General features: G+C 66.9%; 21 protein-coding genes and 4 tRNA genes. 7 read left to right on the top strand and 18 right to left on the bottom strand.

Annotation, left to right across the window (positions count from 1 at the left end; all coding sequences use genetic code 11):
• Positions 1–31: 31 nt before the first annotated feature.
• From AB4Z55_RS21900 to AB4Z55_RS21855, 10 genes are read right to left on the bottom strand one after another with little or no spacing between them, the layout of a single operon-like run.
• Positions 32–1,063, bottom strand: a complete 1,032-nt coding sequence (locus AB4Z55_RS21900; protein ID WP_369520520.1) for a capsular biosynthesis protein — start codon at positions 1,061–1,063, stop codon at positions 32–34.
• Positions 1,060–2,364 carry an O-antigen ligase family protein gene (locus AB4Z55_RS21895; RefSeq protein ID WP_369520519.1) on the bottom strand — a complete coding sequence of 435 codons (1,305 nt, stop codon included), beginning with the start codon at positions 2,362–2,364 and terminating at the stop codon, positions 1,060–1,062. Before AB4Z55_RS21895 ends, AB4Z55_RS21900 begins: the two co-directional genes overlap by 4 nt.
• On the bottom strand, positions 2,361–3,083 hold the full coding sequence (locus AB4Z55_RS21890; protein WP_369520518.1) for a hypothetical protein: 723 nt from the start codon (positions 3,081–3,083) through the stop codon (positions 2,361–2,363). Before AB4Z55_RS21890 ends, AB4Z55_RS21895 begins: the two co-directional genes overlap by 4 nt.
• On the bottom strand, positions 3,083–3,772 hold the full coding sequence (locus tag AB4Z55_RS21885; RefSeq protein WP_369520517.1) for a hypothetical protein: 690 nt from the start codon (positions 3,770–3,772) through the stop codon (positions 3,083–3,085). The genes AB4Z55_RS21890 and AB4Z55_RS21885 overlap by 1 nt, the downstream gene beginning before the upstream one ends.
• Positions 3,769–4,425 (bottom strand): hypothetical protein, encoded by a 657-nt coding sequence (locus AB4Z55_RS21880; protein ID WP_004022695.1) that lies wholly within the window; start codon positions 4,423–4,425, stop codon positions 3,769–3,771. Before AB4Z55_RS21880 ends, AB4Z55_RS21885 begins: the two co-directional genes overlap by 4 nt.
• On the bottom strand, positions 4,422–6,437 hold the full coding sequence (locus AB4Z55_RS21875; protein ID WP_369520516.1) for a GDSL-type esterase/lipase family protein: 2,016 nt from the start codon (positions 6,435–6,437) through the stop codon (positions 4,422–4,424). Before AB4Z55_RS21875 ends, AB4Z55_RS21880 begins: the two co-directional genes overlap by 4 nt.
• Entirely contained in the window at positions 6,421–7,269 is an 849-nt protein-coding gene (locus AB4Z55_RS21870; RefSeq protein WP_369520515.1) for a glycosyltransferase, read from the bottom strand. The genes AB4Z55_RS21875 and AB4Z55_RS21870 overlap by 17 nt, the downstream gene beginning before the upstream one ends.
• Positions 7,256–8,389, bottom strand: a complete 1,134-nt coding sequence (locus AB4Z55_RS21865) for a glycosyltransferase (protein ID WP_369520514.1) — start codon at positions 8,387–8,389, stop codon at positions 7,256–7,258. Before AB4Z55_RS21865 ends, AB4Z55_RS21870 begins: the two co-directional genes overlap by 14 nt.
• Positions 8,386–8,964 (bottom strand): acetyltransferase, encoded by a 579-nt coding sequence (locus AB4Z55_RS21860; protein ID WP_101820211.1) that lies wholly within the window; start codon positions 8,962–8,964, stop codon positions 8,386–8,388. Before AB4Z55_RS21860 ends, AB4Z55_RS21865 begins: the two co-directional genes overlap by 4 nt.
• On the bottom strand, positions 8,961–10,250 hold the full coding sequence (locus AB4Z55_RS21855) for a glycosyltransferase family 4 protein (protein ID WP_369520513.1): 1,290 nt from the start codon (positions 10,248–10,250) through the stop codon (positions 8,961–8,963). Before AB4Z55_RS21855 ends, AB4Z55_RS21860 begins: the two co-directional genes overlap by 4 nt.
• A gap of 77 nt (positions 10,251–10,327) precedes the next feature.
• Here AB4Z55_RS21855 and AB4Z55_RS21850 point away from each other — a divergent pair, with 77 nt between their 5' ends.
• The gene (locus AB4Z55_RS21850; RefSeq protein ID WP_369520512.1) at positions 10,328–10,771 is read left to right on the top strand and encodes an acetyltransferase; all 444 of its coding nucleotides are present in this window, start codon (positions 10,328–10,330) and stop codon (positions 10,769–10,771) included.
• On the opposite strand, the gene AB4Z55_RS21845 is transcribed toward AB4Z55_RS21850, so the two are convergent.
• The 4 genes from AB4Z55_RS21845 to AB4Z55_RS21830 all read right to left on the bottom strand — a co-directional run bounded on the left by AB4Z55_RS21845 (position 10,739) and on the right by AB4Z55_RS21830 (position 15,958).
• The gene (locus AB4Z55_RS21845; protein WP_369520511.1) at positions 10,739–11,758 is read right to left on the bottom strand and encodes a GDP-L-fucose synthase family protein; all 1,020 of its coding nucleotides are present in this window, start codon (positions 11,756–11,758) and stop codon (positions 10,739–10,741) included. The genes AB4Z55_RS21850 and AB4Z55_RS21845 overlap by 33 nt on opposite strands.
• The gene (gene gmd / locus AB4Z55_RS21840) at positions 11,755–12,786 is read right to left on the bottom strand and encodes a GDP-mannose 4,6-dehydratase (RefSeq protein ID WP_004021358.1); all 1,032 of its coding nucleotides are present in this window, start codon (positions 12,784–12,786) and stop codon (positions 11,755–11,757) included. Before gmd ends, AB4Z55_RS21845 begins: the two co-directional genes overlap by 4 nt.
• A 65-nt stretch (positions 12,787–12,851) precedes the next feature.
• Positions 12,852–14,375 (bottom strand): sugar transferase, encoded by a 1,524-nt coding sequence (locus AB4Z55_RS21835; protein WP_101820215.1) that lies wholly within the window; start codon positions 14,373–14,375, stop codon positions 12,852–12,854.
• A 743-nt stretch (positions 14,376–15,118) separates the two neighbouring features.
• On the bottom strand, positions 15,119–15,958 hold the full coding sequence (locus tag AB4Z55_RS21830; protein ID WP_101820216.1) for an SGNH/GDSL hydrolase family protein: 840 nt from the start codon (positions 15,956–15,958) through the stop codon (positions 15,119–15,121).
• Between the two features lie 246 nt (positions 15,959–16,204).
• Between AB4Z55_RS21830 and AB4Z55_RS21825 the strand changes: the two genes are divergently transcribed.
• A complete protein-coding gene (locus tag AB4Z55_RS21825; protein ID WP_369521045.1) occupies positions 16,205–17,551 on the top strand; it encodes a lipase family protein in 1,347 nt (448 codons plus the stop codon).
• 183 nt (positions 17,552–17,734) lie between these two features.
• Here AB4Z55_RS21825 and AB4Z55_RS21820 read toward each other — a convergent pair whose 3' ends face one another.
• The 3 genes from AB4Z55_RS21820 to AB4Z55_RS21810 all read right to left on the bottom strand — a co-directional run bounded on the left by AB4Z55_RS21820 (position 17,735) and on the right by AB4Z55_RS21810 (position 20,477).
• Entirely contained in the window at positions 17,735–18,532 is a 798-nt protein-coding gene (locus AB4Z55_RS21820; RefSeq protein WP_369520510.1) for an SGNH/GDSL hydrolase family protein, read from the bottom strand.
• A 115-nt stretch (positions 18,533–18,647) separates the two neighbouring features.
• A complete protein-coding gene (locus tag AB4Z55_RS21815) occupies positions 18,648–20,285 on the bottom strand; it encodes a VWA domain-containing protein (protein WP_369520509.1) in 1,638 nt (545 codons plus the stop codon).
• 116 nt (positions 20,286–20,401) lie between these two features.
• Positions 20,402–20,477 (bottom strand) — tRNA-Lys (locus AB4Z55_RS21810).
• 181 nt (positions 20,478–20,658) lie between these two features.
• Between AB4Z55_RS21810 and AB4Z55_RS21805 the strand changes: the two genes are divergently transcribed.
• From AB4Z55_RS21805 to AB4Z55_RS21795, 3 genes are all read left to right on the top strand, one after another.
• A tRNA-Glu gene (locus AB4Z55_RS21805) sits at positions 20,659–20,731 on the top strand.
• 47 nt (positions 20,732–20,778) lie between these two features.
• A tRNA-Asp gene (locus tag AB4Z55_RS21800) sits at positions 20,779–20,855 on the top strand.
• Between the two features lie 33 nt (positions 20,856–20,888).
• Positions 20,889–20,962: transfer RNA gene (locus tag AB4Z55_RS21795), tRNA-Phe, on the top strand.
• Positions 20,963–21,428: 466 nt separating this feature from the next.
• On the opposite strand, the gene AB4Z55_RS21790 is transcribed toward AB4Z55_RS21795, so the two are convergent.
• Positions 21,429–23,144 (bottom strand): DUF222 domain-containing protein, encoded by a 1,716-nt coding sequence (locus AB4Z55_RS21790; RefSeq protein WP_369520508.1) that lies wholly within the window; start codon positions 23,142–23,144, stop codon positions 21,429–21,431.
• Positions 23,145–23,420: 276 nt separating this feature from the next.
• Here AB4Z55_RS21790 and AB4Z55_RS21785 point away from each other — a divergent pair, with 276 nt between their 5' ends.
• Both AB4Z55_RS21785 and AB4Z55_RS21780 read left to right on the top strand, forming a co-directional pair.
• Positions 23,421–24,464 (top strand): hypothetical protein, encoded by a 1,044-nt coding sequence (locus tag AB4Z55_RS21785; protein ID WP_369521044.1) that lies wholly within the window; start codon positions 23,421–23,423, stop codon positions 24,462–24,464.
• Positions 24,461–25,063, top strand: coding sequence for a CoA pyrophosphatase (locus AB4Z55_RS21780; RefSeq protein ID WP_369520507.1), 603 nt, complete (start codon positions 24,461–24,463; stop codon positions 25,061–25,063). The genes AB4Z55_RS21785 and AB4Z55_RS21780 overlap by 4 nt, the downstream gene beginning before the upstream one ends.

The following is a 25,063-nucleotide window of genomic DNA, read 5'->3' as shown; positions in this document are numbered from 1 at the left end:
TCCCGGAAGCGGAAAGCGCGTCGCCATACGGTCAGATGGCTCGGCCCGGCCCGACGAATCCGCCACCGTGCCGCGTTGCGGAGTGCCGGCTCAGGGTGTGGCGAGCTGTGTAAGTGGCGTTGCGGGGGGTGGTTTCGACACGGCTCCTCGCTTCGCTCGTCGCCTGCTCAACCAGCGGGGAACGGCTGCCTCCGTTGCTCGGTGCCTGCTCAACCAGCGGGGGTTGGCTGCCTGCTTCGCTCGTCGCCTGCTCAACCAGCGGGGAAGGGCTCGGTGCCTGTGTAACCAGCGGCGGGCGTTCTCCGGCGTTGGTTGGGTGCTCGACCAGCGGGGCCCGGTGATTCGCTGCCGTCGACTGTTCGACAGGCACTTGCTGGCTCCTCATCGCGCTGGACGGGCGGTTGATGGTGACCTCGATGTCGCCGGTGGTCGGACCGTCCGGGATGCGGTCGGACTGCTCCACATCGGACACGCCGCCGCGGCGACGATGGAGCAGCAGTGCGATCAGGGAGCCGGCGAGCGCACCGCCGACCGCGCCGATGCCGAGGAGCACCGGGTCGATGAGTTGCTGACGCACGGCGCCTTGGGTATTCGGGTCGACGACCACCAGTCGAAGTGCCCCGGGGCCGCCGCTGGCCGGCTCCTGCAGAGCGGTGACCGTGCCGACGAGTTCCTGCGCGAGGGCGGTGGACAGCCGTTCAGCGTCGGCCGACGTCGAGTTCTGGACGGACACATCGAGAATGACGGTCTGCGGCGGGACGCTGACCGAGATCTCGGAGATGAACTGTGGCAGAGAGATGTCGACCCCCGATCTGGCGATCGCCCGCTGCGCGACGGTCGGGTCGGTGGCCAGCACAGCGAACGTCTGGATGCTCGCCCGGGCCGCTTGGTTTCCCTGGTAGGCCTCCAGCATGTCGGAGGTGCCGGTGGCGATGTAGGTCCGAACGGTCGCCACGTAGGTCTGCGGTTGAAGCAGCGAGTAGCCGATGGCGGCGATGAGGCCGATCAGCGTGAATGCCACGACGAGCATCCATTTCGCGGCAACGATGTTGAGGACTTTCATCGGGACTCCATCTGTGACTCGGTGGACACCTCGTGACCGGGCACGGGCGACAGGGATTGGGACGAACGGTGAACGGGCGGACGGTGGTGGTACAGGAAGTACGGGAGCAGTGCCGCAAACGGCGCGATGCCGAGGAAGTACGGCACATACACGGCCTCCAGCGAACTGAGTGCCAGGATCGTGCTGAAGTAGGCGAGCAGGTAGGCCCGCGTCGTTCCGTCGGTGGTCTGGACCACCTTGACAACGGCGGCGACGACGATGAGCAGAACCCCCCAGACCCCGACCGACAGCAGGATCTCCAGCCAGCCGTTGTGCGGGGAGTAGTTGGCCTTGAACAACAACGACGCGCCGGATTCCACCCAGAACGCCGGATTGTGGCCGAAGAACCACTGGTCGGGGATCTCCCGCAGCGCCTGGTTCCAGAGGTAGCCCCGCAAGCTGTAATCGGCGTTGGTGTAACCGATGTAGAGCGGGAACAGCGAATAGACGGTGCTCGCAACCAGCGCGAGACCCAGCAACAGGTTCCGAACCCGAGTGGTGATCGAGGGGATCGCCAACACGACTCCGAGCAGACCTGCGACGGCGATACCGCCGAAGGCGGTTCGGCTGCCGGCGAGGAGGCCGATCAGCGCAACCCCGGCGACCGCGGCGAGTACACGCCACATGGACACGCGGTACACCGCGAACGGCAGCAGGGCCGTGATGGTGATTCCCGCGAGATTGCCGTTGCCGGCGAACGGTGAGGTGAGCACCGCACCGAGGTCGGTGCACTTGTCGATACGGCACGCCCCGACCACGCGAGATGAGTTGAACAGCACCGACACCAGCAGGCTCCCGGTGGTCACGACGAGCGCGATCCGGGCGGACCTGGCCACATCGTCGAGCCCGAACGACCGGTAGCGGAACACGAAGCCCACCAGCAGTGCCATCGACATCACGAGATTGACGATCCTGCCCGAACCGTCGACAATCATCGCCGCGCAGGCGTACAGCATCAACAACGCGAGGATCGCCGCCGCGCCGTCGATGCGCAGATCGCTGGTGGAGACCGCACGAAGCGCTGCAGCCACGCTGATTCCCGCCGCAGGCCCGTACAGCAGAACCGCGAAGATCGGCCCGGCGGCGTCGGCCGTCGACCACAAGGCCGGGGCCACGGCGTAGATGACGATGACCGGCCATGCCGTCAACGCGATCAACCAACTGCACAGGAACCGATCGACATGCCGGGCCCACTGCCTGTCGTAGGCAACTGCGACGAAGAGTCCCAGTGCGACCAACAACGTCACGAGAATCAAGGTCATGACGCCCACAACTCCCGGAATGACGCGGGACTCGTGCCCGGGGCGTCCTCGTAGAGTTCCCAGGTCGCCCAGCTCCCACCGAACTCGGCGATGCGGCCGTCGGTGAACACGATCGACGTGGCGTCGGGAAGGTAGACCTTCGCCCGGTCTTCGTCGAGTTCGATCTCGAACCGAGCGGCGTCGCGGTCGAAGGCGGTCCGATAGGTGCCCTCGCCCAGGATCGTCTGTCCGGCATCACCCGCCTGCCAGATCGCATACGACCATCCCGTCCGCGTCGCGACGAAATGCACCGCCGCATCGGGTGCCGCGTCGGACTCGTTCTCCGGCACCGGTTTCGCGCTGACGAGGAGCGCGATGGCCCCGGAATCGTCTCCGGTGAAGCTCGCGGTCGCGCCGATTCGTGTGACTCGGGCGGGCGCGAGATCGGTCGAGATGTACGACGCCGCATCGGATGCGGAGGACGTGCCGTGCAGCAGACGCCCGTCCGCGACCCGGAGTGGGTGCAGACTGCGGCCCCGCTCGACGGCGACGAAACCGGGCGGTACCGCAGCCGCCGTGGCGTAATCGACGTGCACGGTGGCGCCCCGCGCCGAGGCGACCCGATCGTCAGACCGTTCGGCCTGTGCCGCGGTGGTGCACGCCGAACCCAGGACGACGACAGCGACGGCCAGGACTACCAGGGCCATCGACGACAACCGGGGCGTGGAGGTCGGAACCATCAGAACCCCTCGACCTCCCGCACCGGGGTCATGTACGACGACCGGTACCACCACTTGCATTCGGGGAGATCGCGTCGCCACCGTGCCGGCGCCCCGGCGTACAGCCCGGCGTCGCCGACGGCGGATTCGGTAGACGCGGTCACCACCGATCCGGCGGCGACGAGCGAATAGGGAGGGATCACAGCGTTTTTCAAGATGAGGCACGCGGTCGCGGTCAGACTCCGCTCGCCGATGGTGATGGTGCCGATGGTGGTCCGGTCCTCGACGATGTCGATCTCGTGGGATTGCAGGAGACTCCGCGTCCCGCCCACTGCGCTGTAGGGCTCCATCTCGATCCGGCCCGAGCAGTCGAAGTAGTGGCGGTTCGTGACGGCGGCCTGCTCGGCCATCGACAGCACGCCGGCGTGGTCACTGAATCTCTGGTACGACGGCGCGGCCGTGAACTGGTTCAACCGGCCGATGAAGTTGTCCTTTTCGAGTTCGACTCGCGCCATCTGCCGAAAGATGTTGAACGGCGCGATCACTCCGTGGTCTCCGATGCGGAATGGTCCGCACCCGAGCACGAGGTTCGGTCCGAGGCTGACGCCGTGACCGATGGTGTTGCCGAGGATGCGCAGCATCGCGTTCTTTGCCGTGGACGCGGGGAGCAGCCAGACGATCAGGCTGAGCCACTTGTTGGGTCGCTTCATGGTGTCCTCCAGACAACTGCGGTCGGTGTGGGTTGGGGGAGTGGTTGTCGGGCCGGGCGGCGCGCGAACATCGCGGCGAGAACCAGTGCGGTCAGTCCCGCCAGGGTCGCCAGCAGTGCGGTGCGCACCGGCGCATCGGGGAATGTCCGATCGGCGTCCACCGGTCCGAGGACGAGTGATTCGATCGGTGCCGGTGACTCGAGTTCGGCGAGGGCGGCGGTGAATTCGCGCCCGACGCCCAACGCTGCTGCTTCGACGATGCGCGCGTCGTCACCCCGGACGGTGAAGTCCATGATCGTCGTCTCGGGCGGAGCGGTGATCGACACCGCGCGCCGGAGTTCGGCGGGACTCATCGCGATGTGGTGGGTGTCGATCACGCGACGGAGGAAGTTCTCGCTGGTGACCAGCGACGAGTAGGACTCGATACTTCGCGTCAGCAGCATGGTGGGTGCGGGGTCGAAGTCCTGCGGTAACTGCATCGCATCGCGTTCATAGGTGAGGACGACGCGCGATGTCGCCTGGACCGTCGTGTGTTGCGTCGAGAAGGTGGTCACCGCCATCGCGAGGATCAGCCCGAGACATGCGGTGACCCCCAACGCGGTCGCCGCACGGATGACCCGTGGGCGGTTGTGAATGACGCGCGGCCGGTTCATTCGCAGCTCCCCTTGCGCGCCAGACTTTCCAGGACCGGTGTCATGTGGTCGGCGATGATGGCATGCCCCTCGTCGGTCGGGTGACGCAGATCGGCACCCACGATCGAATGGTCGCGGGGGGCGGCGTACCAGCCGCTTCTGATCGGATCGACGAAGGAGGCCCCGTGCCGCTTGGCGGCGCCGGCGAGCAACCTGTTGGCGCGCAGATACTCTGGCGCAACCGGGGCGTCGTGAATCCAGGAGAGCCCGACGATGACGACCGGCAGTTCGGGCCGGGCCTTGCGCACTGAGCGGATGGTGTCGTCGACCGCGTCACGGTACTGCTTCGACGGATGGGAGAGGTCGTTGCCACTGCCCACGAGCACGATCGCCGAGACATCGGGAGTGAGCAGTCGCTGCGCCTCCGAGGCGAACGTGGTGTGCCGGATTCCGGTGGTGAGGTAACCGGCGCCACCCCGGCCGGACACCCGTAGCAGCACCGGGCACGTGTTGAGGCGGGTCGCTGAGAGACGGCCCTGTGCGATGCGGGTCCAGTTCGAGCTGCCTTTGCCGCCGTACGTTGTTCCCTCGGTGAAGCTGTCACCGACGACGAGGATTCTGACGGCCGTGCCGTCTGCCGAGGTGCCGGTCGCCGACCGCGAGGTCGACGCGGCGGAGCTGACCTCGGCTCCGGCGTTGTGCGTCTCGGAACCGGGTTCGCGCGCGCCGGCGAAAGCCACCCCGCCGGTCAGGGCGAGAACCACGACGGCGGCCGTCAGAAGAGCTTTCTCCCAGTGAGTTCGGATGAGTCGGGTCATTCTCCCACCTTCGTGGACGTCGGAGAGCAGTGCGGCGAGTACGAGTAGTTGACCGGCGACGGGTGCGAGCCAGAGGGCGTCGAGGTGGTCGAGTGCGCCGGCGAGGAGCAGGAGGGCCAGCGTCACCGCGCCGCCCAGGATGATCGCTGTGGTCACCGTGCCGGGACGGCCCGCGGCGATGTGCTTGGAGCTGATCGCCTGCGAGAGCGACGAGATGCCGGCCGCGATGATCATGCCGATCAAGAGGGTCTGGGCCGGTTCGTATTTGGTGCCGACGATCTGCACGATGACCCAGGCGACGGGCCACGCCGCGATGACGACGACGACGCAGTAGGCGATGACGATGTTTCGGTAGCGTCGGTAGATCCGGTCGAAAGCCGACGCGTCGTCGACGGTGCGGGCGAGTTCGGGGACCGCAACCGTCGACAGCGCGGCGGAGAGCAGTGTCAGCGGCCCGGTGACGCGCGTGGCCATCGCGAAGTAGCCGACGGTCAGGGGCGGCGCGACCACGGCGAGGGCAGAGACCTGCAGCTGCGCCAACGTTCCCGACATCGCGAGCGCCCAGTAGCGGGCGGTCTCTGCGTCTGGCGCGTGGAGTGCACCGGCGGCGGTCCGAAGCCCCCGGACTCCGATGGAGACCGCGGGGACCATCAGCGCGGTCACGGCCGTACACGCGAAGATCAGCGCGAGTGCGGAGGCGTCGAGACTGCGGCCGGACACTGCCAACCCACCCCACACCAGGAGGGGTGCGGCGCGCTGCACGACGACGAGGCAGCTGGCGGCGGTGTGCGCGTGGGTGCCGGCCAGGAAGTTCTGCGCGAAGTTCTGCGCGGTGTCGGAGTAGGCGAACAGCGCGCCCGCCACGACGATGAGCGGAAACCCGCACGAGACGAGTCCGGCGACGGCGACGACGAAGACGGCGGACACGGCGATGGTGTGCGCGACGTACAGGCCTGCGGCGGTGTGGTTGTCTCCCGACGCGCTGACGCGCATCACCCGGATGGGTGCCCCGAAGCCCGCGGCGAGGCCGGCCACCACGCCGAGCGTGTACGCGAGGACGAACTGGCCGAAGGCGTCGACCGGGAGGGCTCTGGCCAGGAGCAACAGGAAGACACCGAGCATCGCGGAACTGGCCACCCGGGCCAGAATTCGCACGGAGGCATCGGTGCGCAGCCGGTTGCCTGCGCCTGCGCTCTCGTCAACTGCGGAAGACACCGCGCACCCTTCGATAGCCGGGAGTCAGCCGGATGCGGAACACCAGAAACGAGACGAGCTGTTCGAGGGTGCCGACCAGACCCAGCACGCGGTCCGTAGGGGACGTTGCATAGCGCAACCGGAGACGGAACGACTCGACGAGGAACGTCTGCCACAGGTTGGCCGACTTCGAGGCATCGTGAAAACGCAACGCGCCGATCGGAACCGGGATCGCCTGCTGTACCGGTGCGGTCTCGGCGATGCGGAACTGCAACGAGTAGTCCATCGTGCAATGCAGATCCTTGTCGAACCCGCCGAGCGAGGTCAGGTAATCCCGACGGATGAGAACCGAGCCGGAGAACGATGCGCAGGTGGATCGTCGCAACAGGGTTCGTGTCTCGATGGGCTTGCCGCGGTAGGTCCCGACCACCTCGCCACCGGCGCGCAGCAGTTGGTGATCTCCGGTCAGCACCGCTGCGCCGGGTGAATCGCGAAGCGCGGCACGAACAGCGTTCAGTGCGCCCTCGACGAGGATGTCGTCGGCATTGAGCCAGAGAACCCAGTGGCCGGCGGACCGGGCCAGTGCCCGGTTGAGCGCATCCGACTGGCCGTCGTCTGCCTCGATCACGGCTTTCACCCGCGAATCCGATTCGGCGAGAGCGGCGATGAGGATCTGGGTTCCGTCGGTCGATTCGGCGTCCTGGATGAGGATTTCGTCGTGCGGGCTCATCTGGCCGAGTGCCGAACGGATCGCCGGTTCGAAGTGAGCACCCGGGTTGAAGGACGGGACGAGGATGGAGACGCTGACCGTCCCCACGCTGTTCGTCGGGTCGGCGAGATCAGCGGGCCGCATCGTAGCGCTCCTCCAGTTGTCGGGCGATCGACGAGATGCCCCAGTGCTTTTCGACAGCGATTCGTCCCCGCAGTCCTTGCGCGCGGGCCCGCGCCGGGTCGGTGAGGAGTCCGGTCAGAGCCGCCGACAGGGCGCCGATCGAGTCGTCGACGACGAGACCGGCGTCGGCGCCGGCAACCAGACCGGCGAATCCGCAGGTGTCGGTGACCACCACCGGCAGACCGGCGGCCATCGCCTCGAGAACCGACATCGGCAGCGGTTCATGAATCGACGGGAGCACGTAGATGGTCGCCTGTGCGAGACGCTCCGCCACCAAGCGTGCAGGAATCGGTGCCTCCCGACGGATGCGGTCGGCGACTTCGGGGTCGTGGGACGCGCGGAAGGTGCGAAGCACGTCGTCGACAACCGGCCCATCGCCCTCGTCGGGTCCGATGATCGTGAAACGGGCTGGGATCAGCGGCGCGAGTTCGGTTGCGACGCGGGCGAAGGCCACTGCACGCTTCCGGGGATGCAACCGGGCGAGAAAGAGGACCTCGGGCAGCCCGTCGGGGCGATCGGTCGGCATGGCGTCGGGCAGTGGCACACCATTGCCCAGGTAGGAGTAGCGCGGTGAACCGCCGATCGCCGATCGGAGCTTTCGCAGCTCGACCTCGTTCAGGTAGAACGCTGTTCGGGCATCGCGCACAGCCGGGATCGTGAGCGCCCGATCGATCACCTGATAGGGCAGCGACGGCCGGGGGTTGATCATCCCGTGTGTCTGCACGTGTGTCGGGACGTTGCCCCATGACAGCAGGCGAGCGGCGGGGAGGGTCACGAAGTCCCGACCGAGGTGGACATGGGCGACGTCGAAATCGTCGGCGTGCGCCCGAATCCAGCGCAGCATCGACGGCGCGATGATGCGTGAGAAGCTTCGCCCGCGGCCGACGGTTCGCGTCGGAAACGTGAGGACACGGACACCGGGCAGGTCAGGGGCCGCCGCTGGCCCGTCGTACGAGCCGGCGATGAGCGTGACCGCGTGACCCAGCTCGGCGAGCGCGCGACTCTGGTTGATCGCAACGGTTGCGGGTCCGCCGAACTCGCCTGCGGGCGACAGGAGTGTGAGTACCTGCAGGATCCTCATGGTCGGCCGCCCGGTGTCGAAGAACGCGACTTCGCCGAGATCGCCGGGATGACCACCGCTCCGGCGGGTACCTGCGTACCAGGCTGGAGCACAACGCCTTTCAGTACCGTCACGCCGTTGCCGAGATGGCAGCGATCGCTGATGACGACCGACTCGCTCGTGCGGGTGAAGGTGGGTGAGCGGTGGTCATGACCGCCCGAGCAGATGACCGTCCGTCGTCCGAGCGAGCAGTGGGCGCCGATGGTCACCGGTTCCGGGTTGATGATCCACACATCGCGGTCGATGCGCACGTCGTTGTCGAGGTCCAGCTTCCATGGGAAGTGCACCCGGAAGCTCCGGTGGATGTCGCATCCGGCACCCACCCGCGCGCCGAAGGCACGCAGCAGACGGGTACGCAGCACGGTGCCGCCGACCCCGCTTCGCAACACGGCGCCGACGCCCAGCCAGGTGACCATCCACAGTCGATTGCGTCCGCGATCGGACTTGTCGACGATGTAGTCGCGCAGGCGTCGGGGTTCGAGTTCGGACAGGACCTCCGAGCGCGCGGTGGTCGTGGTCGGTGTCGTCACGGTCATGCCCGCACCGAGGCGTGGTGCGACAGCTTGCGCAGCCACATCTCGAATTTCTCGACGGCGGCGTCGGCGCCGAGCACCTCTCGCGAATACCGTTCGCCCGCTTCGCCCATGATGCGTGCCGCGGTGCTGTCGGCGGCGATCTGGGTGATCGCTTTGAGCAAAGCAGCCGGATCGCCCGGGGAGACGACGACCCCGGCGAGCGAGCGCCGTACCTCGGCAGCGGTGATCCCGCCATCGGAAACCGCTGCCACCACCGGTATTCCGTAGCTGAAGTAGGTGGTCAGCTTGCTCGGCAGCGACATCTCGAGGACGCCGGGCTTCTCGTTGACCACCAGGACATCGGCGGCGGAGAGCATGAGGTGGAACTGATCGTCGGGCAGGGAGTCGACGAAGGTGACGTCCGTGCAGCCGCGCGCGCGGTCCTCGAGATGCCGGCGCTGATTGCCGTCGCCGACCAGGTACAGGTGTACGTTCCGAGCTGCGTCCGACGACCCGGCGACGAGTCGTGCGGCGTCGACCAGGTTCTCCAGGCCCTGCTTCTGGCCCATGTTGCCGGCGTGCACCGCGACGATCGCGTCGGCGGACATGCCGAGTCGGTCTCGTGCGATGTCCCGGGGCGCACGAGGTTCGTGGCGCACCTGCGTCCAATTCCGGACGTGGGTCACCACCGCCGGGTCGACGCCGAGTCGGTCGACGATGATCTCGCCGAAGCGCGGATGCACGACCGCCACCTCATCGGCGGAGCAGAGGGCGAACTTCTCGAGTCTGCTCACGAGGGCGCGGCTGAGGGACCCGCCCGCGGCCGCTTCGCTGACTGCCTGGCTGTACAGGTCGTGGACCCAGACCCCCATCGGTGACAGCGTGCGACGCCCGACCCTGCGGCGAATCATCACCAGCGCCGACGCGATGAGCGGCGGACTGGCCATGACGGTGACGGCCTCCGGTCGCAGGTGGGCGACGATGGCGCGCAGGCCGAACTCGAGCTCCATCCGCGAGCGTGACACCAGAGCAGTGCCGTCTGGGATGCTGTGCGGTACTCGCACCACGATGACGCCCTGATCGACGACCGTGGACGTGTAGTCCGACATGTTCCCGTCGAGTCGCCACTGCGGGTAGTGCGGGTAACCGGTGATGACGCGCACGCTCCACCCACGAGCGGCGAGGCGTCGGGCGATGTCGGTGACGTAGGGCGCGATCCCGGTGACCTCGGGGGCGTAGTTGATCGCGATGAAGTCGACACACTTGCGACCCTCGGACCGATCCATCGGTTCGGCGACGCCGTTCATCGGGCCCGATCCACCTCGGGTTCGATACGATGGCGGTCGTGTTAGCTCAGTTGTCATCGCTGGCTTGGCCTTTCGTGATGCGTGCGACCGGGTTGGTGTTCGTGCCCAATTCCGTTCGCCTGGCGGTGCTCCGGGTGTTCGGTGCGGAGATCGGCCGCGGGGTGCTGATGCGACCACGTGTGCGGGTCACCAGTCCGGCGCGACTCGTGATCGGCGCGGACTCGTGGATCGGCGAGGCGGTGACTCTCGACAGCGCCGGTTCGATCCGGATCGGCGCGAACGTCGTGGTGTCGCAAGCCGCCGCGCTGCGGTGTCCGGCCGATGCACGCGGTGAGCTGGTCGTGGAGGACGGCGCGTGGATTGCGTTGCGCGCGCGTGTGATCGGTCCGGTGACCATCGGACGACGCGCGGTGGTGGGTGCCGCCGCGGTGGCCTCCCGCGACGTCGCGCCCGGGACGGTGGTCGTGGCATCGGTCATCACCGATGACTCAGATCCGGACATCGCCGGCCCCGACCTCTGAGCAGGGGTCCATATCGGGGTGGTGAGCTGCTCGGTACCACTCGACGACGTCGGCGACACCCTGCTCGAGACTGATCGTCGGCCGCCATCCCAGGCTGTGAATGGTGCTGATGTCGAGCAGCTTTCGTGGTGTTCCGTCGGGTTTGGTGGTGTCCCAGTCGACAACACCGCCGTAACCCACGGCGTCGGCCACGATCGCGGCGATCTCGGCGATCGAATGGTCCATGCCGGTACCGATGTTGACCTGGCGCGGATCGTCGTGATTCTCGAGCAGGCACAGGCAGGCCTCGGCCATGTCGTCGGCGTGGAGGAGCTCGCGACGCGGTGTCCCGCTTCCCCAGTTGGTGACGCTCGGCGCGGCCCCCCGGCGCGCCGACTCGTAGCGTCGGATCATCGCCGGGAGCAAATGGCTCGTCTCGCCGGAGAAGTTGTCGTTCGGCCCGTACAGGTTGGTGGGCATCGCGGAGATCCAGGGCAGCCCGTACTGGCGTCGCGTCGCCTGCACCTGCATGATCCCCGCGATCTTGGCGACCGCGTACGCGTCGTTGGTCGGTTCCAGGGCGCCGGTGAGCAATGCGTCCTCGCGGATCGGCTGCGGGGCGAACTTGGGGTAGATGCACGACGACCCCAGGAACAGCACGCGCTCGACGCCATATGCGGCCGCCGCGTCGAGGACGTTGACCTGGATGCGCAGGTTCTCGGAGAGGAAGTCGACAGGCCAGGCGTTGTTGGCGGCGATTCCGCCTACCCGGGCGGCCGCCAGGATCACCACGTCGGGTGTGCTGTGCGCGAAGAACTCGAAGACGCTGTGCCGGTCGCGGAGGTCGAGTTCACGGCTGGTGCGCCCGATGATGTCGGAGATTCCCCGCCGCCGCAGCGCCCGCACCAGAGCCGAACCGGCGAGGCCGCGGTGACCCGCGACGTAGAAGGTGGCCGACGGATCGAGCGGCCCGGGCTCCCAGCCGCGTCGTCGCACAGACCGCGTCATGACGCGCGACTCCAAGCGAGCAGTTGCGGCTTGTCGATCCACTCCGTGCCCTCGCATTTCAAGGCGGCGATGTCGGCATCGACCATGATCCGAGCGAGCTCCGGTGCGCGGACCGCGGCTCGCCACCCGAGGTCAAGTTCGGCCTTCGACGCGTCGCCGATCAGCGAGTCGACCTCGGTGGGACGCAGGTAGCGCTCGTCGAAGACGACGTGGTCGCGCCAGTCGAGGCCGGCGTGGTCGAAGGCGTGCTGGAGGAAATCGCGGACGGTGAAGGGCACACCGGTCGCGAGCACGTAGTCGGCGGGCTCGTCGGCCTGCAGCATGCGCCACATCCCCTCGACGTACTCCGGCGCGTAACCCCAGTCGCGCACGGCGTCGAGATTGCCCATGTAGAGGTCCTTCTGGACGCCGGCCTTGATGCGGGCGACTGCGCGGGTGATCTTGCGTGTCACGAAAGTCTCGCCGCGGCGGGGGGATTCGTGGTTGAACAAGATGCCGTTGACGGCGAACAGGCCGTAGGCCTCGCGGTAGTTACGGGTGACCCAGTACGAGTAGACTTTCGCCGCCCCATACGGGGAGCGAGGGTAGAACAGGGTGTCCTCGTTCTGCGGCGGGGGAGAGGCGCCGAACATCTCCGAACTGGATGCCTGGTAGTACCGGCATCGAATGCCCGCCTGGCGCACCGCTTCCAACAGTCGGACCGAGCCGATTCCGGTGGTGTCACCGGTGTGCTCGGGCTCGTCGAAGCTGACGCGGACGTGCGACTGCGCGGCCAGGTTGTAGACCTCGTCCGGGTCGATCGACGCGAGCAGCGTGACCAGTCGGGCGCCGTCGCTGAGATCGCCGTAGTGCAGGAACAGGCGGGCGAACGGGTCGTGCGGGTCCTGATAGAGGTGGTCGATCCGGGCGGTGTTGAACGACGACGATCGTCGGATGAGTCCGTGCACCTCATAGCCTTTGGACAAGAGCAATTCGGCGAGGTAGGAGCCGTCCTGACCGGTGATCCCGGTGATCAGGGCCTTCTTCATGGTGCTTCCTTCGAGTGGTGTCGATCCGTGGTGGTGGCGGTGCGGATGATGGGTGGACGTGGCGGTCAATAGGCGCCCCGACGAGAGAGGACGGCGCTGGCGGTCCGCCAGAGGATGACGAGATCGGTTGTCAGTGACCAGTTCTCGACGTAGGAGAGATCGAGCCGCACGGAGTCCTCCCAGGAGAGGTCGCTGCGACCGGAGATCTGCCACAGGCCCGTCATCCCGGGGCGGACGAGCATGCGTCGCCGGACGACCGGGTCATAGGACTCGACCTCTTCACGCAAGGGCGGGCGCGGACCCACGAGGCTCATCGTCCCGCCCAGCACGTTGAACAACTGCGGCAGTTCGTCGAGGCTGTAACGGCGGATGATTCGACCGACACGGGTGACCCGCGGATCGGCGTGGAGTTTGAAGAGGACTCCGTTCCCGTCGTCGCGGACGGCGAGGCCGGCGCGCATGGTGTCCGCGTCGACGACCATCGAGCGGAACTTCCACATCGCGAACGGAGTGTTGTCGGTGCCGATGCGTTCGGCGCGGTAGAACACCGGGCCTCTGCTGTCGAGCTTGACGGCCAGCGCGCAGAGCGCGAGCAAGGGTGAAAGAAGCACCAGTGCAACCATTGTCAGCACCTTGTCGAAGGTCTGTTTCAGAAAGCGGTTGGCGCCTTTGTATCGCGGTCGATCGATGTGGAGCAGTGGGAGTCCGGCCTCGGGACGCATGGTGATACGCGGGCCGGCGACGTCGATCAGTCCGGGGGCCACGAGCATCTCGACATCGCAGTTCTCGAGCTCCCACGACAGTTCACGCATAGCCCGATGGCCGAGTGCGTCGGCGGAGGTCACGGCAACGGTGTTGGCCCCGCAGGTGCGGACCAGCTCGGAAGCCCGGTCGTAGCCGGCGAAGATCGGGACTTCGGCGAACACGCCCTGGGTCGCGTGTCCGGCGGCGAACTTCGGGGTCGGAGAGGCGCCGGGCGGATCGGTGAGGCACACTCCCACGACTCGGTAGCCGAGGGCGGGATTCGTGTTCAACCGGTCGATGAGTGCTCGAGCGGATGATCGGGATCCGACGACCAGTACCGATCGCAGGAATCGTCCGCTCTCGCGGCCCGCCAGGAGGTGTCGGCGCCAGGCCCATCGGCCGACGATGAGCATGAGCGTCCCTGCCGGGAGCGCGATAGCGATGAATCCGCGGGCGATGCCCAGAGCGAATGCGAGGTCGATGATGGCCCAGGCACCGAAGCAGACGAAGCAGGCGCTCAGGACACGGTGGTACTCAACAGGTCCGGTGCCCAGTATGCGGGGATCGCCGGCCTGTCCGACGCGCAACGCCGTCTGCCATCCGACGATGAGGGTCACGGTGACCAGGAGTGCGGGGATACCGTCGCGGCCGATCGGCCGGAAGGGGTCGGCACCGAACCGTAGGAACTGTCCGGCCAGAACGGCGATCGAGATGAGCGACAGATCGGTCCACGCGACGTGCCGCGCGTACTGGACCAGCCAACTCTGCGACGTGGTCGGCGTCGCGTCCGGAACACGGTCGGTACCGATGAAGGCCCTCGTGAACCGGTCAACTGGAACGCTCATGTACTCCCCCTGAGTGACGCCGAGGCGAACGGCCGGTTGTATTCGAGCGGCTCGCTGCCTTGGCGATTCGGAACACTACAACGCATTTCTCGGCTTTTACACAGATTGTTTTGCGCGGGTTCGTCTGGACTACGTCGCTTTGTCGGAAAAGGCGGAGAACCTGGACGACTGACTCAATCCCGGTTTCAGAGCGGGATTCTCGATCACTGTCGAATGGGCTGGTATCGGCGTCGGGCCCGTTTGTCAGGCGATGCTTGTCGAGTGTTCCGAGAGCTGAGATTCGCGCCCATGAGACAACAGTGGTTGTCTCGTCGGTGGCGCTCTAGGTGTTCTGAACTGCAGGTTTACCGGGCCGTCCGTCAGCCGGTGCGCTCGGCGGTGCTTCGGTCGGCGTGTGGCGACGCTCGCGCCTGTGTTGCGAGTTGACAATCGCCGGTTGAGAAATGCCGGTTGACTAATGACCGCTTATTTTTGTGAGTCGTTTTCGTTGATCAGAACGTGAGCTATCGGGGCGTTCCCGAATCGAACCGGAATTGGACAATTCGACGGGTTGTCGTCGGTCGGAATGTCTCGCAGGAGAGTTCCGGGGAACCGCTCGGAACTGCCGGTGAGTTGGCACAATTTTGTACCGAGTCGGCGTGTCCCGGAGGACAGCACGGCCAAAGGTGCGCACAGCGAACGGGTTTCGGGTTCCGCCGGTATGAGACGGCGATCAGCTCTGCAACGTGAGGCTTCTACGGGGTCTAGAGCGCCCGGGCGATCAGATTTGCGATGGCTTTGCTTCCCAACGGCGTCGGGTGGCGGGGTTGGGTCTGGGATTGCGAGGCGTTCCCTTCGAACCAGCGCGCTGCGCCCGCGCATGCGTCATGTCCGACCGCGGCGGCGGCCACGTCGACGAAGGTCATCGATCGTGTGACGGCGGCTGTCCGCAGGATCGCGTCGAATCGCTTGAAAAACGCGTAGAGGTACGCGGCGTCGGCGTTGCTGATGTTCGCCTGGCCGGGGCAACCGGTTCGGCCGTAGTAGCCGCCGTGTCCGACGAGAACTACGCGAGCGAGGGGTGCGCGGGCGGCGATGGCGCTCAGAGTTGCGCCGATCTTCGGTGCGACTGCGGTGAGGGCCGAGGTCATCCGGTCGGCCATGGCTCGATCCTGTCGACACCGAGCGTCCTGGCCGAACCTGGGCGTGAAGCAGGAGGAGACAATCGACCACCAGCGGAGATCGTTGCCGCCGATCGAGAGAGTCACCAGTCGCGTGGACCACGACAGGGCGTTGATCTGGACGGGCCGGGCGCCAAACGATGTCGTCTGTCGGCTGGTCGTGACGTCTGCTGTCGTGGCGTTCACGCAGGCAACCGAGGTGAAGCTCATCCGGAGCTGGGAGGCGAGGTGCGTCGGGTAGGCGTCGGCGGTGCGGCCGCACCCGTCCGGATGCTGTGCCGAGGTCAGTGTCGGCGCCGCGGCGCGTGAGTCCCCGAGGGCGACGTAAGCGGGTGCCGCCGGCGCGGCGAGAACCGACGGTACCGACACACAGCTGATCGCGATGGCGAGGATGGCGACGAGTGCGAGGCGGATTCGGGTCACGGCGGGAGTATCCCAGCTGTCCCGGCGGGCGTTACATGAGGCCTGCCTCAGACGGAAACAATCAACAGGGCCGTTGCCGCCCGTTCACGCGAACCCTTTAGCATGACGGGGTTCGATTTCGATGCGAGCAGTGGCTGACCAGCGGGGTGTTCCGGTCCGGGATCGCTTGTATGACAAGGAGTATCGGCGATGCCGGCATGGTGGAACGTGCGGCCCTGGACGCTGCGCGCAGCGTCCGCTGCAGTGATGGCGACGGGGATGACTATCGGCGCGGTCGGCGGTCCGACGGAGGTGTGGGCCGAGCCGCCGAATCTCGGTCCGGCGCCCTCCGCGGTTCCCGAAGCCATCGACGCCGCTGTGCCCGCACCGCCGGTGAAGGAGCTGCAGCGCATACCTGCGCGCTCGGTGACCCCCGGAGCCTCCCACGAGCTGCAGGAACTGCGCGAGGCGGTCATGCCGTCGGCGAGTGGCGACCGGTTCTTCGACCAGTGGCCGGCCGATCTCGCACGCCGTGCTGCCGGAGACGTGATCGCCACTCGCGATGTCATGCGCACGGCGCAGTTGCTGATGACGGTTCCGCTGCGGTCGGCGCGCCAGATCAAGTTCCGCAGCGTCGACGCGGGGGACCAGCCGATCTTCGGTACCGCGACCCTCCTCGTCCCGGCCAAGGCGTGGAGGGGACCTCGGTCGCGTCCGGTGCTGGTTCACAATTCGCCGATCGTGGCGCTGGGCACGAAGTGCACGCCCGGTTACACGCTGGCTCACGGCTATCACTCCGACACCAACACCACCGACCTCATCCCGCCGTTCGCGCAGTTGGCCTTGGACCGCGGCTACGCGGTGATCGTGCCCGACCACACCGGCCCCCGGATGGCCTACGCCGAACCGTATGTCGCAGCGCACGTGATCATGGACTCGTTGCGGGCAGCAGGCCGGCTCGACCCCGACAACTTCGGCACCGGACCGATCGCCATGCACGGATACTCCGGTGGCGCGATTGCCACGAATGCCGCAGCGAAGCTTGCCGATTCCTACGCCCCGGAGCAGGCCGGGCGGATCGTCGGCGCGGCGTACGGCGGCGTTCCGGCCGACTACCGTTCCCTGGCCGGGGCCATGAACGCCAACCTCGGTACCGGGGTGTTCCACGCCGCCATGCTCGGTGTCGCACGGGAACGTCCCGAAGTCCTCGCGATGGCGAACAACACGGCACGCTGGTTGGCCACGTCTCCGATGCGGGACCTGTGTACCAGCGGGATGGGTGCTCTGGGGGTATCGCACATACCCACCCAGGTGTTGTCGACAGATCCCGATCCCTACCATTCACCCGTCGCCGAGCGACTGTTCGAGATCACCTCGATGACGGACCACAAGGCGACGATGCCGTTGCGGATCTATCACGGGACCTACGAGTGGTGGATACCGGCGAGCCAGGCGCGCGCATTGTTCGCCGAGCAGTGCGCGCTCGGGGCATCGGCGTCGTATCGCGAGTACCCGGCCGAGCACATGACCGGGATCTTCGCCGGGCTGCCCGATACGTTGACGTGGCTCGATGATCGTCTGCGTGGGAAACCCGCGCGGAGTGAGTGCCGCTGACAGGACGACTTGTTTCGACGTCGCCGCCGGCCGGCCAACGGTGGGGTGGCTTCGACTCGGCGCCTCGCTTCGCTCGGGGCCGGCTCAACCAGCGGTGGGGCGCGGGGACGGCTCAACCAGCGGTGGGGCCCGGGGCCGGCTCTGCCGGCGTGGCGCTCGGGACCGGCTCAACCAGCGGTGGGGTCAGAGCGCTGCAACGACCAGATCCGCGATGGCGCGGCTTCCCAGCGGGGTGGGATGGCGGACCTGGGTCGCTGACCGCGAGATGTTCCCTTCGAACCATCGGGCGGCACCCGCGCATGCGTCGTGTCCGACGGCGGGGCCGGCGACGTCGACGAAGTTGACCGACTGCGCGTGGGCGGACTTCTCGAGTACTGCGTTGAAGCGCTCGAAGAACCGGAGGACGAACGCGGCGTCTGCGGTGCTGATGTTGGCTTGGTCGGGGCAACCGGTCTGCCCGTAGTAGCCGCCGTGACCGACGAGTACGACCCGCGCGTGGGGAGCGCGTCGTCGGATCTGCGTCAGCGTGGCGTCGATCTTGGGCGCGAGCCGCGACAGGCCGGAATCGATTCGCCTTGCCACCGAGGCGTTGCCGCGGCAGCGTGCGTCGTGGCCGAACCTTGTTGTGAAGCAGGATGACACCAGCGACCACCACTGCAGGTCGATACCGCCGATCGACAGGGTGACCAGCCGCGTCGACCGGGACAGCGCGCGTGCTTGGACAGGACGCGGGCCGTACAGCGTGAGTTGCGGTGTCGTTGTGACATTGGCGGTCGTGGCGTTGACGCAGGCGACGGACCGCATGGTGAGTCCGAGTCGCGCGGCCACGTGTACGGGGTAGCCGTCATGTGTGCGCCCGCATCCGTCCGGGCGCAGGCTGGAACCGTTCGTGGGCGCGGCGGCGCGTGAGTCGCCCAGGGCGACGTACTCGGGACCACTCGGCGACGCCGTCGCCGGCACAGCCAGTACGGTGCCGAGCACGCAGATGAGGGTTGCGACAGTCGTGATGCGGACTCGTGTCGTCGCAGGGCGGAGGCGGTCGATCATGTTGTGTTTCCGGTTCTCGTGAGGGGGAGTGCTGGGGATCGGTTCGGCGTCAGCCGCTGCAGAAGGCCTTCAGGTTCTGTTGGGAGTTGAAGGCGGAGATACTCACCGATCCGTTGCCGGCGAGTTCGGTCAGGTATGCGCCCTCGTACTGAACGGCTTCGTTCGACGGATACCTCGTGGCCAGGTCGCCGAGTGCCGCAACGGCTTCCAAGCCACCAGACGGGCCGCGTGAATTGATCAGATTCCTGGTGCGGTACAGGTCGGAGACCGTCTGCCATGCGTCACAGACGTCCTGTTTCGTCGGGGTGGCGTTCTCGTCCGACGCGCTTCTGGGCTCCTCGACCGTGACCTGTGCGCCATCGGGTCGGGTGCACCGGATGACAGGCTCGCCTGCCTCGGTTTCGGCGGCACCGAGGATGTTGCATCCCCAGGTATCGATCTGCGCGCCGCGATCACCGCGCTGGGTGCGAGGGTCGTCGACGTAGCGTTCGACGAGCCGGAGCGCGGTCTGGCAGTCAACACCTCGGGCGACGATGCGGAGCTTCGGGAAATCGGCTGTGGGCCCGCAGTTGTCGGCCTCGTCCTGCGCAGCCGGTTTCGGCAGGCACGTGCACAGGGTGAGAGTGCGGACGGTACCGCCGGCGACATCGCCATCGTAGACGATGCGAAGCGCGATACCCCGGGATTCATCGGCTGCGAAATATGCTGTGGACGTGGCTTTGTCGTCACGGACCGATTCGCCGAACAGTTCGACGACGCGACTCATCGGAGTGCCGACCGTCACCCCGTCGACTGTCGTGACAGCCGGTCCGAGCGGGCGTATCTCGACCAGGACGTCGTCGATGAAGACCCACTCGCAGTCTCGCCAGCGCACGGAGACGCGGTTTCCATCCACCGATCCCGTGGACAGTTCCGGGAAGCCTGGCGTCCTGGCTCTGATCTCGTCGGCCCGAGACCCCAGGTTCACCCCGGCCATGCCGGTGTTGGTCAGCTTCGCCGACGCCGAGTCGGCGTCGCGGGCGGCGGCGATCCGTGCGGCGAGCTGTGTGGAATTCTCCGCCGTGATGTACACCCCACCGCCCTGGCGTGCGATGCACTCCAGCTGAGTGTTCGTCGCACGGAAGCCGATCGTGCTGATTGTGACGTCGGGGTAGCGAGCGCGCAGCTGGTGGGCCGTGTAGCAGGGATCGGGCGGGCAGTTTGCCTCTCCGTCAGAAACCAGAACGACGGACCCTCCGCTGTCGGCCAGCAGCTCGACACCTTGGGTGAGAGCCTTCGACAACGGGGTCCACCCTTGAGCCTCGACACCGGCGATGGCGCCGGCTGCTGCGCCCTTGTCGATGCGTGCCAGATCCATGATTGTCGTGACGTCTTGGCAGCCGGCCGCCTGGCTCGTCGTCTTCGCATTGAGCATGTTTCCGTAAGCGACGAGACCGAACGGTGTGCCGTCGGGGAGGCCCGTCGCAAAGTCCGTCACGGCGGCGCGTGCAGCGTCGATGCGCGGGCCCGGAGCGTCGGCAGTCAGCATCGACTCCGATCCGTCCAGCACGACGACCACTGGGGAGGTGTCGGCGGACGTGGTCGCACTCTCCGACGAGGAGCTCGGGCGGCCGTCGCCCGACGTGCTACAAGCGGCCACCAGGAGACAGAGGATGGCCAAAGAGCCCAGCCGGGCGAATAGCGTCACCAGCGGATCGTAGGTAGTCGGCAAGCACTCCCGGAGGCTTCGCCGGCAGAGTTCACCCGATCGGGTGACACTCACTTCTCCTGTGCCGCAGCGCGCTTCGCGCGAGACGTCGGTGCTGGTGCCCCCACCAGGGCTCGAACCTGGGACCTGCGGATTAAAAGTCCGTAGCTCTACCAACTGAGCTATAGGGGCAGGACCCCGGCGAGCCGGGGCGTCGACTACTTTACAACGCCCGCCGACGGCATCGACGAGCCCCTCGGCGTGCGTGTCGCGGACCTGGATCTATAGACACTTTTGTCGCCTGACCTGGCGATTTGTGGTTTTCGCGAGACGTGTCATAAGCTATCCAAGCTCCCAACGGAGAACACGACCGGCCCCCTTCGTCTAGCGGCCTAGGACGCCGCCCTTTCAAGGCGGTAGCGCGGGTTCGAATCCCGTAGGGGGTACGCCTGCCCGGCACTCGGCGACGAGGACCGGGCAGATAATTGAACAAGGCCCTGTGGCGCAGTTGGTTAGCGCGCCGCCCTGTCACGGCGGAGGTCGCGGGTTCGAGTCCCGTCAGGGTCGCCAAAGGTTTCGGTTCATTAGTGACCGGTGCCTTCCGGCCAGGTAGCTCAGTTGGTACGAGCGTCCGCCTGAAAAGCGGAAGGTCGTCGGTTCGATCCCGACTCTGGCCACCTGTAGATCCCCAAGCAGTCTAACTGCTGGGGATTTTTCATTGCGTGCCGCTGGGTGTGACGCGCCCGATGCGGACCAGTCAGCAGTGCGTCGGCGCACAACGGGTCAGCTGTCCAAACCCCAACAGCGGCAACAGAATCACCTGAACGGACGACGTAATGCTCTTTGCGGTCCGACGCTCGAGCAGCCATGATTGTGCGATGAACGCGTTACCGGGGGGTACGCCGCGTGAACCCTCATACAGTCATTTTCCGAGAACGAACGAGAGCGGACAGCCGCGCCATGCAACGGCGCCCGCCGACAGCCGCGAGAGAGACGTCGGCACACCGACATACAGGTACGAGTACAAAGACCCGTACGCTCACATGTCCACCGCGAAACAGGTGGCGCTCGGATGCGCGATCTCCCTCGTCTTGATCGCCTTCGCGGTCGCGGCCTTCCTCGTCGGTCAGTCCTGAACCGTCGTCAGAACGGCGGCGGGTTGTCGATGAAGTCTTGACGTTCGGCGGCTTCTTCGGCTTCGCGCTGCTTTCTGTTGCGGGCACGTTCGGCCCGCCGACGGGCCAGTTTGGCGTCCAGTCGGCTGGTGGTGCGCCGCGGGTTGTCCTCGGGCGCGATCGTGCGGGGCGTGGGTGGGGCTTGCGCGGCTTGTTCGAACCGGATACGCCGCAGGTTCGGGAACAAATCTTCGAGGGTTTCCGCGTCGCCGTGGATGGTGACGCCTTCGGGTGTGGTGTATTCGGTGACCAGGCGTCCGTCGTTGTCGCGGTATTGGTCGTCGATCCAGTCGCCGTGGGTTTTGAGGAGGTGACCGGGGCGGCATTTCGCGTTGAGGTTGTCGCTCGACGTCGTGCCGCCGTGCGATGGGTTGGTGTGGTCGTATTCGGTGACGTGGTCGAGGTCGCAGTCGAAAGCCGAGTGTGTGCAGCCGGGTTCGGTGCAGTAGCCGTCGCGGACCCGCACGAAGTCGGCGCAGGACGTGGTGGGCCGGTAGGGGTCGGCGGGTTGCGATCCCGGGTAGATCACCACGACCTCGGGTGCTGACGATCCGGTGGGTGCCTCGCGGTGGGCTGTAGGTCGGTCGGTGTGGTCGGCCGGGTCGTCGGTGCTGGTGCCGGCAATCGGTTCGGTGCCTGAAAACGGTTCGGCGGCTGCGGGTATCGGCCGGGTTCGTGATGGTGTGACGGGTGTGAGGGTGGCGTCGGTGCGGGCGGCGAGGTCGCGGACATGCTCGTCGGAGATGACGCCGTATCCGTCGAGGAATCCGGGTCCGGTGGCGCCGGCGAGGGTGGCGGCGTCGGTGACGACGTGGATGACGACCTCGGTGCTGATGGCGGCGAGGACCGCGTCGGGGTCGGGGATGGTGGCGGTGCAGTCGTCGCGGTCGCATTGGCATTCGAATGTGGTGCGGGTGAGCAGGGCGAACATCGCATCGGAAGTCCGGACACCCAGGAGGCGGTCGTCGTGTTCGCACACCGAATCGGCGAGGATGCGGACTGCTTTGGCGCTGATGCGGATGTTTTCGGCGGACATGACGGCGGTGATCTCCCCGACGCCGTCGTGGAAGTTGTCGGTCCACACGCCGCGGGAGTCGAGGGCGTCGCGGCGTCGTTCGCGGACGAGGTCGGGGTCGTGGCGGAAGAGGGTTCGGTCGACCATGTCGCGCAGGCGGGCCCGATCCCACGAGCCTCGCCGGTTGCGGATGGTCTTGGCGATCTCGGCGTCGATGGTCAGGATGATCGGGTCGTCCGTGGGGATGAGTTCGGTGCGGGAGATGATCAGCCGGATCTGGTCGTCGGTGAGGAGTCCGTCGCGCAGGGTGGTGGCCACCTCGGGGAGGCGGTCGCGCAGGGTGAGGGCTTCGTCGATGAGGGTTTCGGCGCGGCGGCGTGAGATGGCCGAGTGGCGGGCGATGCGTGAGGCGCAGTCGGCGTAGCCGTCGGAGACGAAGGCGTCGGTGTGTTCGCGGGCGGCGACGAGCCGGTCGTGCATGACCGCGACCGTCTGGTAGCGACTCCAGGCGAGGTAGGACTGGCCCCGGTTCGTCGCGCCCAGGCCGTTCATCAGGGTCACCATGTCGTCCTCGTCCGGGTAGGCAGGATCAACTCCGGCGAGAAACTCGCTCGGTAGATCGGTCCACAACCGCACGATGACCCCGGACTCTCGTGGACCGGTCCCCATCCCGGTCCTCTGCCACCCACGGTAAACCACCCCACCGACAAGATCGGACGATGCTGGGAGTGGTTGAGGGACTGGTGGTTTGGTTGCGAGGTGGTTTCGACTCGGCGCCTCGACCTCGGGGCCGGCTCATCCAGCGGGGAGGGGTGCCGGCTCAACCAGCGGGGAGGGGTGTCTGCTCAACCAGCGGGAGGGGACGCCGGCTCAACCAGCGGAGTTTCTCAACCGTTGGGATCGTGGCTCGGCCATACTCGTTCAATGAGAACTCGCGCGACCACGGTGGTCGTCCGCAGCGTGTACGGCACCGCGGCCGTCGAGTGGTTCTTGATCATCGCGATCGCGACGATCATCGTCACCAGGCTGTACCTGCACCTGACCGGGTATCCGCAGATCGGCGGCGGCACCCTGCACATCGCGCACGCGCTGTGGGGCGGGGCGCTGATGATGCTGGCGCTGATCACCGGTTGGCTGTTTCTCGGGGCGACGGCGCGGATCGTCGCGATCGTGCTCGGCGGCATCGGTTTCGGGTTGTTCCTCGACGAGGTCGGCAAATTCGTCACCCGCACCAACGACTACTTCTACGGGCCGTCGGCGGAGATCATGTACGTGCTCGTCGTGATGATCCTGTTGATCAGCCGCGTCGTCCGAGATGTGCAGCGTCCCACCGGCGCCGAAGCGCTCGCCAATGCGGCGGTCATCGCGGCCGACGGTGTCGCACACGGGCTTCCGGAGCGCCGACGACGCCAAGCCGAAGAGTTCCTCGTCGTCGCGGAGGACAAGGGCCTCGATGCCGAGACGATCGGTCACATCCGGGCGCTCCTCGAGTCGAGCGAGGGCACGCCGGACCGGTTGATGCGGCTTCGCGACCGCGCGGTGGCGTTGATCCCCGGCTTCTTCCGGAGTCCCCGATGGGTTCCCGTCGTCGGCTGGGGATTGGTGGTGGCCTCCGGGCTCACCATCGTCGTCGGCGTGTTGAGCTTCTACTTCACCGGGGATCGCAGCGAGGAACTCGACATCTACATCGAGCTCACCGGCAGTACTCCCGCCACGTGGATCCTACTGGTCAGCGGCATCATCACCCTGGCCTTGGCCCTGCCGGCAATGGTCGCGCGTGGACGCGGGGTGGCCTCGGCGGGACCGCTTCGCGGGCTGCGTATCGCGGCGTTGGTGTTCATGCTGTCGAACGCCCTCGTCGACTTCGCGCTCGAAGGGTTCGGTGCCCTGTTCAACCTGGCCCTCGGGCTGTTCGCACTCAGCATCGTGAGCTATCACCTCACGCAGGCGGTCACGACGGATGGCCGACATGATCAACTGAGGGTGTGACTACTCTCGATCGGGCCGTGGCCGCCGCGCGCGTCGACGCCTTTGACCGGCGCACCGCCGACGTCCCGGACGCCCGCGCCGCCTCGGTCGTCCTCGCCGTCGCCGAGAAGGACGGACGCCAGGGCATCTGGCTGTCCAAACGCCCGGCGACCATGCGACGCCACGCCGCGCAGTTCGCCCTGCCGGGCGGCCGGCTGGACCCCGGTGAGGACCATGTCACGGCCGGTCTGCGTGAACTCGACGAGGAACTCGGCATCCAGTTGCCGTCGAGTTCGGTGCTCGGTGCGCTCGACGACTACCCGACTCGCTCAGGGTTCGTGATCACCCCGATCGTCTGCTGGGCCGAGGAGTACCAGGAACCGACGCCCAATCCCGACGAGGTGGCCCTGCTGTTCTTCGTCACCTTCGAGGAACTGCTCGTCGAACCGCGATTCCTCACGATTCCACAGTCGGATCTGCCGGTCATCCAGCTGCCCATCGTCGGCTCCCTCGTCCACGCGCCGACGGCTGCGGTCATCTATCAGTTCGCCGAGGTGGTCCTGCGGGACCGACATACCCGGGTCGACGGCTTCGAGCAGCCGGTGTTCGCCTGGAAGTGA

Source organism: Gordonia sp. ABKF26 (assembly GCF_041103195.1).
GTDB lineage: Bacteria > Actinomycetota > Actinomycetes > Mycobacteriales > Mycobacteriaceae > Gordonia > Gordonia terrae.
The sequence above is the reverse complement of the archived record's forward strand: the minus strand, read 5'-3'. Positions and strand labels throughout refer to the sequence as shown.

What these genes read in the sequence shown, in the direction of transcription:
- AB4Z55_RS21900 (WP_369520520.1), bottom strand. Translation starts at nt 1,063, where the DNA reads ATGAAAGTCCTCAACATCGTTGCCGCGAAATGGATGCTCGTCGTGGCA.
- AB4Z55_RS21895 (WP_369520519.1), bottom strand. Translation starts at nt 2,364, where the DNA reads ATGACCTTGATTCTCGTGACGTTGTTGGTCGCACTGGGACTCTTCGTC.
- AB4Z55_RS21890 (WP_369520518.1), bottom strand. Translation starts at nt 3,083, where the DNA reads ATGGTTCCGACCTCCACGCCCCGGTTGTCGTCGATGGCCCTGGTAGTC.
- AB4Z55_RS21885 (WP_369520517.1), bottom strand. Translation starts at nt 3,772, where the DNA reads ATGAAGCGACCCAACAAGTGGCTCAGCCTGATCGTCTGGCTGCTCCCC.
- AB4Z55_RS21880 (WP_004022695.1), bottom strand. Translation starts at nt 4,425, where the DNA reads ATGAACCGGCCGCGCGTCATTCACAACCGCCCACGGGTCATCCGTGCG.
- AB4Z55_RS21870 (WP_369520515.1), bottom strand. Translation starts at nt 7,269, where the DNA reads ATGCGGCCCGCTGATCTCGCCGACCCGACGAACAGCGTGGGGACGGTC.
- AB4Z55_RS21865 (WP_369520514.1), bottom strand. Translation starts at nt 8,389, where the DNA reads ATGAGGATCCTGCAGGTACTCACACTCCTGTCGCCCGCAGGCGAGTTC.
- AB4Z55_RS21860 (WP_101820211.1), bottom strand. Translation starts at nt 8,964, where the DNA reads ATGACCGTGACGACACCGACCACGACCACCGCGCGCTCGGAGGTCCTG.
- AB4Z55_RS21855 (WP_369520513.1), bottom strand. Translation starts at nt 10,250, where the DNA reads ATGAACGGCGTCGCCGAACCGATGGATCGGTCCGAGGGTCGCAAGTGT.
- AB4Z55_RS21850 (WP_369520512.1), top strand. Translation starts at nt 10,328, where the DNA reads ATGCGTGCGACCGGGTTGGTGTTCGTGCCCAATTCCGTTCGCCTGGCG.
- AB4Z55_RS21845 (WP_369520511.1), bottom strand. Translation starts at nt 11,758, where the DNA reads ATGACGCGGTCTGTGCGACGACGCGGCTGGGAGCCCGGGCCGCTCGAT.
- gmd (WP_004021358.1), bottom strand. Translation starts at nt 12,786, where the DNA reads ATGAAGAAGGCCCTGATCACCGGGATCACCGGTCAGGACGGCTCCTAC.
- AB4Z55_RS21835 (WP_101820215.1), bottom strand. Translation starts at nt 14,375, where the DNA reads ATGAGCGTTCCAGTTGACCGGTTCACGAGGGCCTTCATCGGTACCGAC.
- AB4Z55_RS21825 (WP_369521045.1), top strand. Translation starts at nt 16,205, where the DNA reads ATGGCGACGGGGATGACTATCGGCGCGGTCGGCGGTCCGACGGAGGTG.
- AB4Z55_RS21790 (WP_369520508.1), bottom strand. Translation starts at nt 23,144, where the DNA reads ATGGGGACCGGTCCACGAGAGTCCGGGGTCATCGTGCGGTTGTGGACC.